Raw genomic sequence first — 17,524 nt, forward strand, 5'->3', positions numbered from 1 at the left:
TTAATCAAGCTCTTTATCAGCAGTTTCTTCATCACCCTCACGTTCTACAATTTGTAGTGCAGGTTCTTTAAAGGTGTCCTTGTTTGCAATCTCTTTTTCTAGGGATAACAACAGTGACGGTAATAGTAAAAGGTTAGCTAGCATTGCAAATAATAGAGTTGCGCTTACAAGACCACCTAGTGCTACAGTTCCTCCAAAACTACTAATCATGAACACAGAGAAGCCAAAGAATAATACAATTGAGGTGTAAAACATACTTACGCCCGTCTCACGGAGCGAACCGTAAACAGATTTTTTAATCTTCCATTTATTAGCTTTTAGCTCCTGACGGTATTTGGCTAGAAAGTGAATCGTATCATCTACAGAAATACCAAAGGCAATACTAAATACAAGTATTGTAGATGGCTTGATAGGGATGCCTATAAAGCCCATCATACCCGCCGTAACTAGCAGTGGTAATAAGTTGGGAATGAGAGACACTATAATCATACGTAGCGACTTGAACATCCACGCCATAAATAATGCGATGAGTAAGATGGCAAGGGATAAACTTATCACAAGATTCATTACAAGGTAATCTGTTCCTTTTTGAAAAACGAGTGCAGTACCCGTCATGGTAACCTCATAGCGTTCTTCAGGGAAGAGCTTGTCTATTTTTAATTGAATGTTTTCCTCGGCACGTTCCATCTTGTCAGTACCTACATCTTTCATGAAGGTAGTGATTCTGGCATATTGACCCGTACTATCTACGTAGGCTCCCATGAGGTTTTGGTCATTGTCAAAACTCTTTGCATACGGCAGTATAAAATTACGCTCGTTGCTAGTAGGTAGTTGGTAGTATTTAGGATTTCCATTAAAGTAAGCTTGCTTTGCATACTTTACAAGATTTACAATAGATATAGGAGCAGAGAGTTCCGGTTGCTCCTCTATGGTAGCGCTTAGCTCCTCCATGCGTTTAAGCGTGGCAAGCTTCATGACTCCTTGTTTTTTCTTAGTGTCAATCAGAATCTCAAGTGGCATTATACCATCAAATTCTTCCTCAAAAAACTTTATGTCTTTATAGAAGTCGGCTTTTTTAGGCATGTCTTCTATAAGTGAACCAGAAATACGTATTTGATATATACCTACAATACTCAGTGCAAGTAGTAATACACTTGATCCATAAATTGCAGTACGTCTAGTACGTACCATGCGCTCCATCCAGTTTACAAACCCTTCTATCCAAGTTTTACCTAGGTGTTTAAGGTGCTTCTCCTTAGGAGGAGACATGTAACTGTAAATGATAGGAATGATAAGTAAGCTAAGTAAAAATATAGCAATGATATTGATACTTGCGACAACACCAAACTCGCTTAGTAGGGAACTCTCAGTAAGAATAAAAGTTGCAAACCCAGAAGCTGTGGTGATGTTAGTCATCAAGGTCGCATTACCTACTTTGGTAATAACACGCTGTAATGCTTTTACTTGGTTACCGTGATTTTTATATTCTTGCTGGTATTTATTAATCAAGAAAATACAGTTAGGAATCCCAATCACAATAATTAGCGGAGGGATAATAGCTGTAAGTACTGTGATCTCATATCCTAGTAATCCTAGAAATCCAAAAGCCCACATCACACCTATGATTACCGTAATCATGGAAATAAAGGTGGCTCTGTATGATCTAAAGAAAAAGAAGAATATAAAAGAAGTAACTAGTAACGCAGCGCCTACAAAAATGCCAATCTCATCAATAATATTTTGAGCATTGAGGGTTCGTATGTATGGCATCCCACTGGTGCGTACATCGATATCGTAGTCTTTTTCAAACCTCGCGATAGCCGGCATAAGATCATTTACTACAAAATCTAAACGCGCAGGAGTGTTGATTAAATCTTTCTTAAGATACACTGCAGAGCGCACGGTACCTGTTTCTTTATTGTAAATCAGATTTTCATAAAAAGGTAAATCGTCAAAGAGTAGTTTTCTATAACTAGCAGCACTTTCGGCAGTGAGCGTGCTATCTGTCATGAAGGGAACAAGATCAAATCGCTGCGGATTTTCTTGTTTATCTAATATCTTGAGATCTTTAAGAGAAAGGGATAATGCAACAGCATCTGCCTTTGCAATCTTGGCAGATAGGTCATTCCAAGCGGTGAGCACTTCAGGTGTAAAGAGACGTTCATCTTGTATTCCTAACACGATGAGGTTTCCCTCTTCACCAAACTTATCTTTAAAATTCTGGTATTCTAGATTTACTTCATGGTCATCAGGAAGTAAGTTTGCCTCTGTATAGGTAAAGCGCATATTGCGCCATTGAAAACCTAAGAAAATGGTGAAACCCACAATAAGAATGAGAATCAAAGGACGATTGCGTAGTATTAAACTCGCTACAGACTCCCAAAAACCTTTACTCAGAAATTTTGCCATTGACTTGTTTTAGCACCGCAAAGATATTCTTTTGGATGCAGATATGCGGGCAAATTGAAAAAGGCTTGTAGGTGGTAGGGGTTACGCTTTCGCGAAAGCGTAAAAAATTAACCTAGGTTCAGTAAACTGAATGAGGTTACGATGGGTTTACTACAGTTTGAGATTGAATGTAAACTTAAACGCAATGTTATCTCCCCAGTTAGGTAAATGGTAAGCTCCGTAACGGTAGGTGAGACTCGTTCCAAAACCAAAAAGCAGCTTGTTAAGTTCAAAACCAGTTTCTGTATATCCTTTACTAAGCGAGCCAAATTCTCCAATGTCGAGATGATCTTCTGGGTTACTTATATCTCCTATGGCAAAACGGCTTATAAAAACCAATTCTGGTTTAAAGCTCTTAGAGATATTAAATGGCGCCAGTCTATGTTTTACCTGAGCAGTAAGCAGCTTGTCTGAAAAGAATTCACCAAAAAACATAGTTTCAAAACTATTAACCCCAGCCACCGAAAAACGCTGAAGTATAGTCTCCTTAGTAGGTGCATTAGGAAATGCGTGGAATAGGTGGGTGATAGGTAAATCTCCAAAACCAACATTTCCTTCTACCAGAAACTCCGTAGCAGATTTGTTGAGTCTGTCTACTCTGTAAAATACCTTAGCGGCAAGTTTTGTAAATGCAAGGTCTCCTCCTAGACCATCAATAGCTTGAGATACCTGACCAGAAATTATAGGGTAGCCCTCATAAACAGGGACAATATCATTCTCTGTTTTTAAATATTTATTAGATGGACTCCAGCGGAAAGAGGCTGTTGCTTCAGAAATATCATAATTGCGAATGATATTCCCATCGTTATTATAGCGGTAAGGCGTTGTCTGATCTAGTCTCCTATGAGCAATTTGTAACTCAGAAAGTAATTGTGGTGTAAGTCTATACTCAAGATTTAAACGAGTAGTACGATGTTTGTAAAACTGCGTGATGTTTACAAGGCGTGGTTCAAATAGTGAATACACGCGGCGATCTGTTAAGTATGCATAATTACCTACTTCTTCTAGGTCACTGTTGTACGTTCCAGAAATCCATGCTCCCTTGTCTGGATCGAGAAGGTAACCAGCACCTATACCATACTTGATATCTTGGTCTTTAAATCCATAAGCGGCATAGCCTTCTATGCGGAAACGCTTAGAGAAAGATTCATTAGTCACGCCACCAAGGCCAAGTCTCAAACCCTCATAATTATTGAATTTTACAGGATAGGTAAGGTCAAAATCGAAGGCATCAAAACTAAAATAACCAATACTAAAATTATTAGTAGTCCCTAGTCTACGTTCTATGTTTTCGGCATTTACGATGCGCTCTAGTTCTGAGAAACTGCGTTCATCTTTGCTAGATAGCGGGGTTGTACGATAGTTTTGCCAGAACGATTCTGGTTGCTCGCTTGCACCTTCTTTAAAAGTAATCGCATACTTAGAATCTGGAATGGTAACCTCCTTGTTCACATTGTAATTACTCATTCTTGTAGTAGCTACAAGAAACTTACGAGTAACCATATCTTCCAGCACTTCGTTTTCTATAGTACCTATAGAGATACGCCCTTTAAAGAAAGAAAGCTTGCGATCTTCACTTCCTTTATCTAGAAATAATTCTCGCTGCTGCGGTAAATAAATGTTTGCGTCTTCTATGTAGGTGTACTCTTGATTAAGAATAATGTTAAGCTTATCTGTAATACGCACTTGCACGCCTTTTATAGCGAGTGTGTTTTTATCTAAGGTCATTGTCCCAGTAAGCCCAGGAATTTTCTTAGGTTTTTTAGGGCTAAAACTTACTTGGTAATCACCATTTACAGCGCTAGAAGTAACACTGTAATTATAATTGCGCATTCCTCTTTTAGATAGAATTCCCGCATAGCGATTATTAAAAATCACAAAATCATCATCATAGAATGAGCGTGATTGCACATTTACAGCAAAAACCTCATATCGCGGATTTTTAAAACCAGCAAGCTGATATCCAATAATATTCTCCGAAAACTGGTGATGCTCTGTAAATTGTAGTTGGCTTACTTTCTCAGAAAAGAAGTTGTGCGTACTTCCATTAAGGCTGTCTGTAATAACCGTTTTCTCGTAAACGTCATATGTGTATGAAGCGAGTACCTCTCGCGGGTCGTTCTTTGCCTTATTGTCAATTGCTTGATTAATAATGCCCTGCACGTCTGGCTCATTCTGAGCTACCGCAGTAAAACTTATGAATAAGAGATAGACAATTATGAACTGACGCATAGAGTAGGTTGAAGGGTAAATGTATCAAAAAAGCGACCATGAGGTCGCTTTTTTATAATTGTTTAACGTCTGTAGTATTATACAGTCATGATCTCAGCTTCTTTCTTGCTAAGAACCTCTTCTATTTTCTTGATGTGAATGTCAGTAAGCTTTTGGATATCTACCTCTGCATTTGCCTTTTCATCTTCAGAAGCATCCTCTGCTTTCTTGATGTCATTATTGGCATTCTTACGATCATTACGTACTCCTATTTTTGCATCTTCTGCTTCTCCACGAGCTTGCTTTACAAGGTCTTTACGACGTTCCTCAGTAAGTGGCGGCACGTTGATGATGATATTTTCCCCATTATTCATTGGGTTAAAACCTAGGTTTGCATTTATAATAGCTTTTTCAATCTCTTGCATAAGACTTTTCTCCCATGGTTGTACAGTAATAGTACGACCATCTGGAGTATTCACATTTGCCACTTGGCTCAAAGGAGTAGGGTTGCCATAGTAGTTTACCATTAACCCTTGTAGCATTGCTGGGCTCGCTTTTCCAGCGCGTATAGTAACTAATCTCTTTGCTAAGTGATTAATAGCATCATCCATTGATTCCTTAGCAGAATCTATTATAAATTTTAAATCTTCGTTCATGGTAATATAATTATGATAGCAAGTTTACAAAAATTGAGCCAATTCTCTTTTCCTAATTTACAGTGGTACCTATAGCGTCACCTGAGACCACTTTCATCAAGTTGCCACGAGTATTCATATCAAAAACTATAATAGGCAACTCATTTTCTTGACTTAATGTAAAAGCGGTAGTATCCATCACTTTTAATCCTTTGCGTAGCACATCGTCAAAAGAGATATGATCATACTTAATAGCATCTGTATTTTTCTCAGGATCTGAGTTGTAAATACCATCTACTCTCGTTCCTTTTAAAATTACATCTGCTTCTATCTCGATTGCTCTCAATACCGCAGCAGAGTCTGTAGTGAAGTAAGGGTTACCCGTTCCTCCACCAAAGATAACAACACGTCCTTTATTAAGGTGTGCCATTGCTTTACGGCGTATAAAAGGCTCAGCTACTTCATTAATTTTAATAGCTGTTTGTAATCTCGTTTTTACGTTTGCTTGTTCAAGTGCGTCTTGTAGAGCTAGGCCATTTATTACAGTTGCCAGCATTCCCATGTGATCACTTTGTACGCGATCCATTCCTTTACTAGCTCCCGCTACACCTCTAAAGATATTTCCGCCACCTATAACAATAGCCACTTCAATACCTTTTTCTGTTACTGCTTTAATGTCCTCTGCATATTCTGCAAGACGGTTAGGATCTATCCCATACTGGCGATCTCCCATTAAGGCCTCACCAGAAAGTTTAAGTAATATTCTTTTATATTTCATAGTCTGTGTAGTTATGCAAATATACTATTTAAACAGAATGATTTAAAAATGTGTGGCAATGGTTTTTTGCGCTTTCGCGAAAGCGGGCTTTTGTAAAACAGATATCTTCTCAAGTTCAATTAACTTGATAGTGATTGAAGATTCATTTTGTTTAGGAAGGTGCGACAGGGTTTTAATCTATTGATTTAAAGTATTTTGATGCTATGTTTTAAGGGTGAAGTGATATTGATTTGTGTCAAACTCATTATAATTTTGGGGTAATAATCACAAAAACAACATACAATGGCAAAACTACAAGCTACATCATTAAAGGTTATTGGTAAAGCATCAAGCGGTATTGATATAGAAATTAAAACAAATATTGTCTTTAGTAAGCTCGATAAGCAACTGGATGTTATCTATTACATACAAGGATTTGTTTACGACGTAGATGGAGAGGAAGATATTATGATGCCGCTCATTAATGAGCTGCATTGTCAACTAGACGTTGAGCAAGTAAAAGACTCTTACTCTAACGAGGATGATATGATTTATAACAAGCTTGGCAAGAGTTATAAGGCAAGTAATGGTAATGTTACCGCCCGATTTAAGTTCCAATTACAAAAAGACCCAGGCTCTTTAGCTCCAGGTAATTTACTTGTAAGTAATAAGGTTCTTGAAGCCATGCGAGATGAAAAAGATGGCTATGCTCTTGAACTCAAAGCAATGTTTGTACTCACTAATGAACTTAATGGAATCGCCATAAGTAGAAGTAAAGAAGTGTCTGTATCGATAATGGATCAGTATATTTCGTAGGCCTCTGTAAAGAACTAAACAAAAAACGCCTCCATCTGGAGGCGTTTTTAATATCAATAAAGTTTGTAAAGCGATTAGGCTAGAGAAACTCTTTTAAAAGCTACTACAGATGCATCACCTTTTGAAGCAACAAATTCTGCTACGTTCTGGCTTTCATCCATAATAAAACGTTGGTCAAGTAACGCTTGCTCGTGATCAAGAGTCGTGTTGTCTGCAACAAAACGAGCTACTTTACCAGGTACAATGTTATCCCAGATTTTCTCTGGCTTACCTTCTGCTTTTAATTGTTCTTTAATATCTGCCTCTGCTTGTGCCATTACTTCTTCAGTAAGTTGTGACATAGAGATGTAAGAAGGAACGTTCTTAAGAGTCTTCCCAAGACGGCCTAGCTCGATATTGTCCTTTTCGATAGCAGCAATACGTGCCTCAGTTTCTGATGCTACAAATGCAGCGTCAAAATCTTTGTAAGAAAGCGTATTTGCTCCCATAGATGCTACTTGCATAGATACACTCTTTGCAACGTCCTCAGCATTATCTGTAGCAGTGCTAAGACCTACTAGGGCACCTATTTTGTTGCCATGTACATAAGAACCTACAAAAGGAGCTTCTAATGTCTCATAACCTCCTATTTCGATTTTCTCACCTATGACACCAGTTTGCTCAATAAGCTTTTCTGTAACCGTCATTCCGTCAAAATCTGCAGCAAGCATTTCTTCTTTAGAGTTTACGCTTAATGCGATATCTCCCATTTTGTTTGCTAGCTCAATAAAAGAATCATTCTTTGTTACAAAGTCAGTCTCACAGTTAAGTGATACAACAACTCCGCGTGTGTTATCTGCATTAATTTTTGCAATAACTACACCTTCAGAAGAATCTCTATCTGCTCTCTTTTCTGCAACTTTCTGTCCTTTTTTGCGAAGTACAGTGATTGCATCATCAAAGTTACCTTCTGCTTCAACAAGGGCTTTTTTACAGTCCATCATTCCAGCTCCAGTAGCTTCTCTTAATTTCTTTACGTCTGCGGCGGTAATGTTTGCCATGATATATAAGGTTTTAAAATTGAAAAAAGTCGTCTATTCGTTTTCAACAAAGAAAAGAAGTAGACGACTTTTAAGTATTATCAAATAGTTATTATTCTTCTTCTTCGCTAGCCGCTACAGGTGCTTTTGCAGCCTCAGCTTTAGGAGCTTTTGCTTCTGCCTTTGGAGCGTCTGCTTTTTTAGCTTTCTTTTCAGCTTTTGGAGAATCATCACCTTCTTTTTCTGCGTCTTTACCAGCTTTGCGATCTGCAAGTCCAGCACTAACAGCTTCAGAAACAAAACCTACGATTTTATCGATAGATTTAGAAGCATCATCATTTGCAGGTATAAGATAATCAACTTGACGTGGGTCAGAGTTAGTATCCACCATTGCAAAAATTGGAATGTTTAATTTTTGAGCTTCTTTAATCGCGATATGCTCACGCTTGATATCTACTACAAATAGTGCTCCTGGAAGACGTGTCATATCTGCAATAGAACCTAAGTTCTTATCAAGTTTTGCACGTAAACGGTCTGTTTGTAATTTTTCTTTCTTTGAAAGTGTATCAAAACGACCATCTTTTTTCATCTGGTCGATCGTTTGCATTTTCTTAATCGCTTTACGGATTGTAACAAAGTTCGTAAGCATTCCACCAGGCCATCTTTCTGTGATGTAAGGCATGTTTGCGTTACGAGCTTTTTCAGCTACGATATCTTTAGCTTGTTTTTTGGTAGCTACAAAAAGTATTTTTCTACCAGAAGCAGCAATCTTTTGAAGAGCCTCGCAAGTCTCTTCTATCTTTGCTGCAGTTTTATAAAGATTGATGATGTGTATCCCATTGCGCTCCATATAGATATACGGTGCCATGTTAGGATCCCATCTTCTTGTGAGGTGTCCAAAGTGTACACCTGCATCAAGCAATTCTTTTATTTCGATGTTGTTTGCCATTTTTGTAATAGTTTACGTTCCGTTGGACATTAAAATTAGCAACTTCGAGTTCACGAAGTTTAGATGCTAAACTAACCTTACTAAGATTTTGCTTGGGCAAAAACATAATAAGCAACGACAACATTTCAATTAATTTTTAAATTTTGATAGTAATCAGTTTCAATTCATACTCGTAAAAAGCCAAAAGGCATTGCGAGTATAGCGATATATTAACGCTTAGAGAATTGGAATTTCTTACGTGCTTTCTTCTGACCAAATTTCTTACGTTCCACCATTCTTGGGTCACGAGTAAGAAGTCCTTCTGGCTTAAGGATAAGACGATTTTCTGCGTCTAGTTCACACATTGCTCTAGAAAGAGCAAGTCTGATAGCCTCAGCTTGACCAGTAATACCACCACCGTAAACGTTTACTTTAATATCAAAGTTACCTTCATTGTTAGTCATAACAAGTGGTTGGTTTACTTTGTACTGAAGTGTTCCTGTAGGGAAGTAGTTGTTCAGTTCTTTTTTGTTAATAGTGATGTTTCCTGTTCCGTCAGAAAGGTAAACACGAGCTACTGCGGTCTTACGACGACCGATTTTGTGTAAAGTCTCCATTTACTTAATTTCGTTTAGGTTAATGGCACGAGGCTTCTGCGCTTCCTGATCGTGTTCTGCACCTGCATACACTTTAAGGTTACGGAAGATAGCACTCCCCAATTTGTTTTTTGGTAACATCCCTTTCACGGCAGCTTCTACTACACGTGTAGGATCTTTATCGTAAAGCTCTCTCGCTGTAAGACTACGTTGCCCACCTGGATAACCTGTGTGACGGATATATGATTTTTCCGTCCACTTGTTTCCTGATAATTGCACCTTTGCAGCGTTTATGATAACAACGTTATCTCCACAATCTACGTGAGGTGTAAAACTTGGCTTGTACTTACCGCGTAAAAACTTAGCTACGATAGAAGACATACGACCTAGCGTTTGTCCGTCTGCATCTATCAAAACCCACTCCTTGTTTACGGTAGCTTTGTTTGCAGATACTGTTTTGTAACTTAATGCGTCCACACTAATTAATTTTAATTAAACATTCCATTTCCCGCCTAAAAACGGGTTTGCAAAAGTACATAAATTTATTTATCACACAAACGTCTGTCTGACTATATTTTATATTGATCTTTTTATAAGCCTTATATGTCCTATTATAAAGGTGTAGATGAGTACTACTAATTGTGATTTTCACGCTTTCGCGAAAGCGTAACCCGATACATTGTGTTAATAAAACCTTAAAAGAAGGAAGTTGTTGTCACATATTGAGATGATTGAAGTCTTTCTAGTAAATCAATCAAAACCAAACCAATGTTACCTAAAATCAATCAACTCAGAGCAGTAATCGCGCTCCTTTTTCTAAGTTCCCTTAATGTAGTTGCCCAAACAGAAGCAACTGAAACTGCCATACCTAGGAAGGTGTACAACACAATTGCCATTAATGGTGAAGCTCCAAATATAGATGGAGACCTCTCTGATGCTGCATGGAATAATGTGGAGTGGTCTACAGATTACTTACAGTTTGAGCCAGATGTGGGTACACCTCCTACTAAGCAGACTAAAATGAAAATCACTTATGATGATAAAAATCTTTATGTGGCTTTTCATTGTCTTGAAAGTGATAAATCTAAAATAGAGAGAAGGCTAGGACGTCGAGACGATTTTCCGGGTGATTGGGTAGAGATTAATATAGATAGTTATAACGACGACCGTACGGCATTTTCTTTTACGGCCTCTGCTTCTGGAGTAAAAGGCGATGAGTTTGTGTCAAACAATGGCAACTTTGATAGCAGCTGGAATCCTATTTGGTATTTAGCCACGGGAGAAGATGAACAGGGCTGGACGGCAGAAATGCGTATACCTCTGAGTCAGCTACGCTTTAGTGCAGAAGATGTGCAAACTTGGGGTATACAATCTACAAGACGTTACTTTGCAAATGAAGAGCGTTCTACCTGGCAACCGCTACCTGCAAATCCTCCGGGATGGGTAAGTGAGTTCGGAGAACTGCGAGGAATTAAAGGAATCAAGCCGCAGAAACAATTAGAAATACAGCCATTTGTATTAGGTCAGTACGATACATTTGAGGAAGAGGCGGGTAATCCCTTTAGAGATGGAGATGATTTTGGCGGAAATGTAGGGCTTGATGCAAAAATTGGAATAACTAATGACTTGACACTTGACCTTACGGTTAATCCAGATTTTGGACAAGTAGATGCAGACCCAGGTGCTATTGCATTAGACGGATTTGAAATATTTTTTGAAGAACGTCGTCCTTTCTTTGTGGAAAATAAGAGTGTCTTTGATTTTAGAGTAGGCGGTGGAGCAGATAATGTATTTTTTCCAAGACGTATAGGGCGCACTCCACAAGGAGGAACCACGTTTGATGCTTCAAAAGGAGAGTATGAAGATTTTCCTACCAACACTACCATATTAGGAGCAGCAAAGTTTAGTGGTAAAACAAAGGATGGCTGGACTATAGGCGTGCTAGAAAGTGTGACAGGAAAAGAATTTGCCGAGATTGAACTAGATGATCGGGAAGAGATTACATCGCCTCTCGATCTAGATGGACTTCTAGGGGAGAAGCGTAAAGAGCTGGTAGAGCCACTCACTAATTATTTTGTAGGTCGCGTTCAAAAAGATTTTAATGACCGTAACTCTTTTGTAGGTGGAATATTTACCACAACTCACAGAGATATGGAACGCAGTCTAGATTTTCTCCACACGCAAGCTTATACTGGAGGAATTGATTTTAGACATAACTGGAAAGACCGTAAATATTATATAGAAGGTCGTGGTATTATAAGTCGTGTAAATGGAGCTTCTCAAGCTATTTTAAATACGCAGACGTCGCTTACACATCTATATCAGCGAGTAGATGCAAAGCATCTAGAAGTAGATACAGATGCAACAAGCTTGTCTGGAACAGGTGGTAATCTTGCTATAGGTAGAGGGAGCGGTAAGTGGAGATACGAACTAGGAGGAAACTGGAGATCTCCAGGGTTAGAGCTCAACGACATAGGTTTCTTGCGTCGTGCAGATAGAATTGTACAGTTTGCGAGTGTAAGACGCTTCTGGAATAACTCAACTTCTTGGTATAGACAGGCAAATGTGGGTGTAGAGCAAACTACGCAATACGACTTTGATGGAAACTTTAACCGTATTCAATACGAAGGTAGAGCAGAGATTAACTGGAAAAATAACTGGTTTACAGAAGTAGGAGGTGCTCACAAGCCTCGCATATTTATTAACTCCTTCTTACGTGGTGGACCACGCTGGAGATTTAATGAAGAGAACTTTTACTTTGCTGCGGTAGGTACAGATCAACGTAAGAAATTAAGTGCTATCGCGATATATGTAAATTCTCAGGCAAAACAAGATAACTTCTCCTTAAATAGATATGAGTTGCGTCTCAACTACCAGCCACTTGATGCGTTGAGTTTATCACTTTCTACAGAATATGAGATGAACCCCAATAAAACACAATATGTGTCACAACAAGCTTATGCGCCTGCTACTTTTGGGACGAGATACATAACTGGAGAGATTGAGCAAGAAACGCTAAGTGCGACATTACGTATTAATTACAATATCAATCCTAACTTTACGATACAGTATTATGCGCAGCCATTTATTGCTAAAGGAACTTATACTAATTTCAATTTTGTAGCAGATAGTGATAATGAAAATCTAAACGAGCGAGTTACACTATTTAATCAGAATCAAATAAGTGAGATAGACGGAGGCTATGCCATAGATGAAGATGTAGATGGTACTGCAGACTATAGTTTTGGTAATCCAGATTTCAATTTTGTGCAGTTTCGTTCTAACCTTGTGGCAAGGTGGGAATACATCCCCGGCTCAGAAGTATTTTTAGTTTGGTCACAAGGAATAGAAGGAGGAGCGTCTTCTAGAGAAAATCTAACGGAAGCTTTTGATAGTCAGGTGCTAGGACAGCAAATTAGAAATACGTTTTTAGTGAAGTGGACGTACCGTTTTGTGTTGTAACTGTCTTTTGTCTGCTTGTTAAAGCCTTACGTCGAGTTCTTGGTTTTTTAAGTTTAAGAATTTCTTAATAAAAATTTCTATTAGTGTATAAACGTATAGCTTAGCATCAAAAGAACATTTATGAAATTCACCCCTTTATTTTTATTAATTGTTAGTTTACTAGTTAAAACTACTTATGCTCAAGTAGGTGTAGGGACAGTGTCACCTTATGCAGCTCTTGATATAACAAGTAGTAATAGTGGTCTTCTAATCCCGCGTGTGGATTTAAATTCCATTTCCGATGTTACGACTGTAGTAAATCCTAATGGACCTAATCTCATAGAAGGTACTATGGTGTACAATACAGGTCATGGTGCTTTAACTTCAAAAGGATTTTATTTTTGGCAAGATAGTCAGTGGAATCAAGTAGCACGAGTAAACCAAAGTTCGGTACGTTTTGGTAAGATTCTCATAGATGGCTCTGGAGTAATTAATGTTACAGGAGTAGGTTTTGAGCCTAGTTCTGTGGAATTTACAGCTGTAAATAGGGTGCAAGGTTTTGATGAAGGTACAGCTAGATCTGGCACCAATAATTCAAACGATATAAGAATGGCTGGAGGAATGACTACTGGTTATGCAATCAATGGAGCCTCTGGTATGATAGATCAACAAGTGATTTCTAATGCTTTTAGTGGTTCAAGTATTAATAACATAGGTACTTATGCTTCAGAAGACTATTGTATAGCAGCTTATTTTGTTAATAATAATGGATCGCCACTTTCTGATAATGGTACAAGTGGTGGGTCGAGCGGTACTAGCCAAGAAGGCTTTATAAGGGCTTCTCTAGATAGTTTTGATACAGATGGATTTACAATTAATGTAGATCGTTTTATTAGTGCAGCAACTGGCGATAGAACTAATCAGATAGTTGTGCTTTATAAAGCGTATCGATAAGTTGGACATTTAAATATTCTTTAAACAAAAACCCCAAATTCTTACTGATAAGAATTTGGGGTTTTTCTATTTATGCTTTCGCGAAAGCATAATTATTTTATGAGCACCTTTCTAGTTACAATAGTATTTTCAGATTGTAGCTTAACAACATAAATACCACTACTCCACGTCGAGGTAGGTAAGGTTGTAGCTTCAATAAACGAAGTGGAAACCACTATTTGGCCAACTAAATTATAAATGGTAAGGCTAACTTCCCTTTGTAAGTTTGCGTTCGTTTCAATGCTTAGTTGCTTTTCTTTAGCATTTGATGTAATAGAAACACTATTAGAAAAGTCATTATCATTTACACCTAAAGTTATATCGAGTGTAATAGTATTTCTAGTAAGTGTAAGGTTAGGTACCTCAATGTTTTTTACTTCACAGGTATATGCTCCAGAATCTTCAACTACAAGGCTATTTATTGTAAAATCTGCCTCTGCTGCACCATTAATTAGATTACCGTCTTTAAACCACTCATAAGTGTTTGTAGCGCTTGAAGTTCCAGTTAAAGAGAGTGTCACAGCTTCTCCTTCTGTGATTGCTAAAGTTTGCTCGTCATCAATGTTTGCTTGTCCTATATAATTGAAAATTAAAGGTCCTCCAGACGGATAGTAGTCTATTGCAGGTTCTAGGTTTTCAAAAATATACTCATTGTCATTAAGTGCAAAAAAGCTAAGTCTTGATAAATTTAATAATGGAATATCACCAGATAATTTATTGATAGCGACATCTAGTGTGCTTAAGAGCTCGAGCGCAGTTAGTGACTGTGGGATTACACCACTTATTTCATTATTACTTATCACCAAGTCTCTTAGAGCATCTAGGTCTGCTAATTCTGAAGGTATGGTACCTACAAGATTATTATCAGGTAAGTTTATGCGAGTTACTTTGTTTTGATCATCTGTAGTGATTCCAAACCAAGTATCATATCCTTGAGTCAAGTCCCAAGTAGTACTCCAGTTTTCTCCATCTGTTGCATTATATAAAGCGATGAGAGCTTCTCTGTCTGGTTCTGGTAAAGTACCTCCAGTAAGTGTTATGTTATTACGAGTAAGTATGAGGTCAGTAATTATTGAGTTACTAACCTCACATGTATAAATCCCCGCATCTAACGAGCTCGGATTTTCTATTGTAAATGAAGGAGATGTAGCGTCCTCAATAGGGGAGCCGTTTTTTAACCATTGAAATGTATTATTCATATTTGGCACCCCCGTTACAGATAGGGTAATGGGATCATTCATTATTGAGATCTCCTCTTCTTGATTTAATTTCTTTTGATTGCTGTAGGTTAGAGTTGTAGTTTCATTGTAATAATCTACTCCAGGAATTAAATCATCAAAAACATAATTATTTTCGCCTAGAGCTAGAAAATTGAAATTTGGACTCGCAATTTGCGGAATCACGCCACTTAAGTTATTCCCACTAAAAACAGCTATTTCTAAATTTGGTAAATCTTCAATGCTACTTGGTAGAGAACCTTGTAATGAAACTTCTCCTAGCCACAGCGATCTAATAATTTGCAAGTTTGAAAATGCGTCATCTGGTAAAGAAAAAGCTTCGAAATCATTGCCTGACATGTCGAGACTGAATAATTGTTCAAATTGAAATATATATTGAGGAAAAACACCAGTAAAATTATTACTTCGCAGTTTCAGTTGAGTGAGGGCGGTTAAGCTTGATAAATCAGGAACCACACCCTCTAAGTTATTTCTCTCTAAATCTAAATATTGTAATGATGTATAATTACCATAATCTTGAGGTAATGACCCTGTAAGATTATTGAAGCTCAAATCTAAACGAGCTATTTGAGCCCCATTTGTTATTGTTTCAGGTAACTCCCCTGTAAACCCACAGCCTTTTAAACTTATAAATGCTAGATTGGGCATCTCAAACAGGCCTAGAGGTAATTGTTCATTAAAATTTGCTGTATTGTCTAATGATAAGGCAATTAAATTTTGTAGTTCAAATATAGCCTGTGGAAAAGCTCCTGTAATATTCGAATTTCTACCTAAGTAGAGTTCTGATATAGCGTCAAGTTGTCCTATTTCTTCAGGGATTTCGCCAGAGAGATTATTGTTGAAAAGGGCAAGTCTTGTTACTTTATATGTTGTTTGATCATATGATACTCCGTACCATTGTGTGTAAGGAGCATCTAAATCCCATGTATTTGTCCAGTTAGGTCCATCTAATGCATTATATATTGCAATTAGTGCATCTCGATCTGGCTCTGGTATTACCTCTGTAAATGATATATTATCTATATATACCTCAAATGCCTCATCAATAAAATTACCGAGACTTATTTCAAACTGCCAGTCTTCAGTTTCTGTAACTTCTATTTCTACTTCTCTAGTATTCCAGTCAAAATTTTGAGGTATACGGCTACTTGAGGTGTAAGGAGAAAAGTCTGCTCCTCCATACTTAGTCCCGATAACCTGTTGTCCAAAATTACTAGATCCTGTTTTTACTTTAAAATCATAGCTCAAAGTATAGGTTTTTCCTGCCTCTACAGGGAAGTTTAATGCGAGAAGCCTGGGAGTAGTGTCGCCATCTACAAATAGGGCACTACTTGCGCCGCTAGTGAGTTCTACAAGTTCTTGAGAAATAGATCCCTCTTGACTTTGCCAATTGTCTAATGAAGTAGAAGACCAATTTTCTAAGTCTCCATTGGTAATTAGATTAGTTTGTGAATTTGCTAGCTGAAAGACTAACAAACAAATGATTAGTAAGTTGATTTTTTTCATGATTGATGTTTAGAAACGCTAAAGTATAATTTTATTGAGGAATTTACTTACGTATTTGAGGTTTTTGTTAGCTAGCTATTAAATGGTTTGCCGTAAGTCTTATTTTACGTAACTATGGGTTAGCATTTAAAACAAAAACCCCAAATTCTTAGTAATAAGAATTTGGGGTTTTTTCTTTTTACACTTTCGCGAAAGCGTAAAAAGAAAGCTAGTTCTTCTGATGATTAACTGGTTTTTAAAATTTATCAAGTTTTATAACTAACAGATTTGAGTAAAATGTTAAAATTATTCATGCTTACTTAATAATCTAACGATAGAACGCTATATATTTGAAATCGTAAATTTAATTATGAAACGGACTATTATTTTTTGCCTAGTATCTCTTTGCTTATCTAGCTGTGGTGATGATGATGTGAATAAGAAAGACAGCATTAAGGGAGGCGTGTACAGACAAATATCTTACGACCTTACGGTACCGTTAGACTTAAATAATGATGGTATTTTTTCTACCAACCTATTGGAAGAAAACGGAGCAGTTTTGAGTCCGCAACAGATTAATTTTAGCACAGATAACACGGTGATACCACCTTATCCTATTACTACCTGTGTTGACGATGATGGTAACGGACACCTGAATGAGTTTGTATGCTTAGTTGTAGTAAATTATGTAAGCCCTCCGTCATATATTCAAAACGAGAGAACAGTAACTATTAATAATGGTGTAGTAGGAACGCTTTCTGTAGATAGGGACACTTTAAGATTTGAAGAAACACTTACTAGGGATTTATTAAATAATGCACCTTCGGGAGGTTTTGACGATACAATGGCAATATCTACTTACGTGAGAGAGTAACTAGAAAATATAAAATAGTACAATGACAAAATCCCAAACATCGTAAGATGTTTGGGATTTTGTCATTGTAAAAAAATATTAAT

The 17,524-nt window shown here is 37.4% G+C and carries 13 protein-coding genes; 4 read left to right on the forward strand and 9 right to left on the reverse strand.

The window, feature by feature from the left end:
- From ACJJVW_RS09490 to pyrH, 4 genes are all read right to left on the reverse strand, one after another.
- A complete protein-coding gene (locus ACJJVW_RS09490; protein WP_405251489.1) occupies window positions 1-2,409 on the reverse strand; it encodes an RND family transporter in 2,409 nt (802 codons plus the stop codon).
- A gap of 150 nt (window positions 2,410-2,559) precedes the next feature.
- Window positions 2,560-4,680 carry a DUF5686 family protein gene (locus tag ACJJVW_RS09495; protein ID WP_298330094.1) on the reverse strand — a complete coding sequence of 707 codons (2,121 nt, stop codon included), beginning with the start codon at window positions 4,678-4,680 and terminating at the stop codon, window positions 2,560-2,562.
- 77 nt (window positions 4,681-4,757) lie between these two features.
- The gene (gene frr, locus ACJJVW_RS09500) at window positions 4,758-5,315 is read right to left on the reverse strand and encodes a ribosome recycling factor (RefSeq protein WP_298330092.1); all 558 of its coding nucleotides are present in this window, start codon (window positions 5,313-5,315) and stop codon (window positions 4,758-4,760) included.
- A gap of 52 nt (window positions 5,316-5,367) precedes the next feature.
- Window positions 5,368-6,072 (reverse strand): UMP kinase, encoded by a 705-nt coding sequence (pyrH, locus tag ACJJVW_RS09505; protein ID WP_108877897.1) that lies wholly within the window; start codon window positions 6,070-6,072, stop codon window positions 5,368-5,370.
- 282 nt (window positions 6,073-6,354) lie between these two features.
- On the opposite strand from pyrH, the gene ACJJVW_RS09510 reads away from it, so the two are divergent.
- Window positions 6,355-6,867, forward strand: coding sequence for a hypothetical protein (locus ACJJVW_RS09510; protein WP_405251492.1), 513 nt, complete (start codon window positions 6,355-6,357; stop codon window positions 6,865-6,867).
- 74 nt (window positions 6,868-6,941) lie between these two features.
- Here ACJJVW_RS09510 and tsf read toward each other — a convergent pair whose 3' ends face one another.
- The 4 genes from tsf to rplM form a co-directional block, all read right to left on the reverse strand.
- A complete protein-coding gene (gene tsf / locus ACJJVW_RS09515) occupies window positions 6,942-7,907 on the reverse strand; it encodes a translation elongation factor Ts (protein ID WP_405251494.1) in 966 nt (321 codons plus the stop codon).
- Window positions 7,908-7,998: 91 nt separating this feature from the next.
- Window positions 7,999-8,835, reverse strand: coding sequence for a 30S ribosomal protein S2 (gene rpsB / locus ACJJVW_RS09520; RefSeq protein WP_298330086.1), 837 nt, complete (start codon window positions 8,833-8,835; stop codon window positions 7,999-8,001).
- 209 nt (window positions 8,836-9,044) lie between these two features.
- Window positions 9,045-9,431, reverse strand: a complete 387-nt coding sequence (gene rpsI / locus ACJJVW_RS09525) for a 30S ribosomal protein S9 (protein WP_298330084.1) — start codon at window positions 9,429-9,431, stop codon at window positions 9,045-9,047.
- Complete coding sequence (gene rplM, locus ACJJVW_RS09530) at window positions 9,432-9,887, reverse strand: 50S ribosomal protein L13 (RefSeq protein ID WP_013750176.1); 456 nt, start codon at window positions 9,885-9,887, stop codon at window positions 9,432-9,434. It abuts the gene before it with no gap.
- Between the two features lie 291 nt (window positions 9,888-10,178).
- Here rplM and ACJJVW_RS09535 point away from each other — a divergent pair, with 291 nt between their 5' ends.
- The gene (locus ACJJVW_RS09535) at window positions 10,179-12,872 is read left to right on the forward strand and encodes a DUF5916 domain-containing protein (protein ID WP_405251496.1); all 2,694 of its coding nucleotides are present in this window, start codon (window positions 10,179-10,181) and stop codon (window positions 12,870-12,872) included.
- Between the two features lie 120 nt (window positions 12,873-12,992).
- A complete protein-coding gene (locus ACJJVW_RS09540; protein WP_405251498.1) occupies window positions 12,993-13,805 on the forward strand; it encodes a hypothetical protein in 813 nt (270 codons plus the stop codon).
- Between the two features lie 92 nt (window positions 13,806-13,897).
- Here ACJJVW_RS09540 and ACJJVW_RS09545 read toward each other — a convergent pair whose 3' ends face one another.
- Window positions 13,898-16,588 carry an immunoglobulin domain-containing protein gene (locus ACJJVW_RS09545; protein WP_405251500.1) on the reverse strand — a complete coding sequence of 897 codons (2,691 nt, stop codon included), beginning with the start codon at window positions 16,586-16,588 and terminating at the stop codon, window positions 13,898-13,900.
- Window positions 16,589-16,937: 349 nt separating this feature from the next.
- Here ACJJVW_RS09545 and ACJJVW_RS09550 point away from each other — a divergent pair, with 349 nt between their 5' ends.
- A complete protein-coding gene (locus tag ACJJVW_RS09550; protein WP_405251502.1) occupies window positions 16,938-17,441 on the forward strand; it encodes a hypothetical protein in 504 nt (167 codons plus the stop codon).
- The last annotated feature ends 83 nt before the right edge of the window (window positions 17,442-17,524 follow it).

Source organism: Dokdonia sp. Asnod3-C12, from assembly GCF_045063975.1.
Taxonomy (GTDB): domain Bacteria; phylum Bacteroidota; class Bacteroidia; order Flavobacteriales; family Flavobacteriaceae; genus Dokdonia.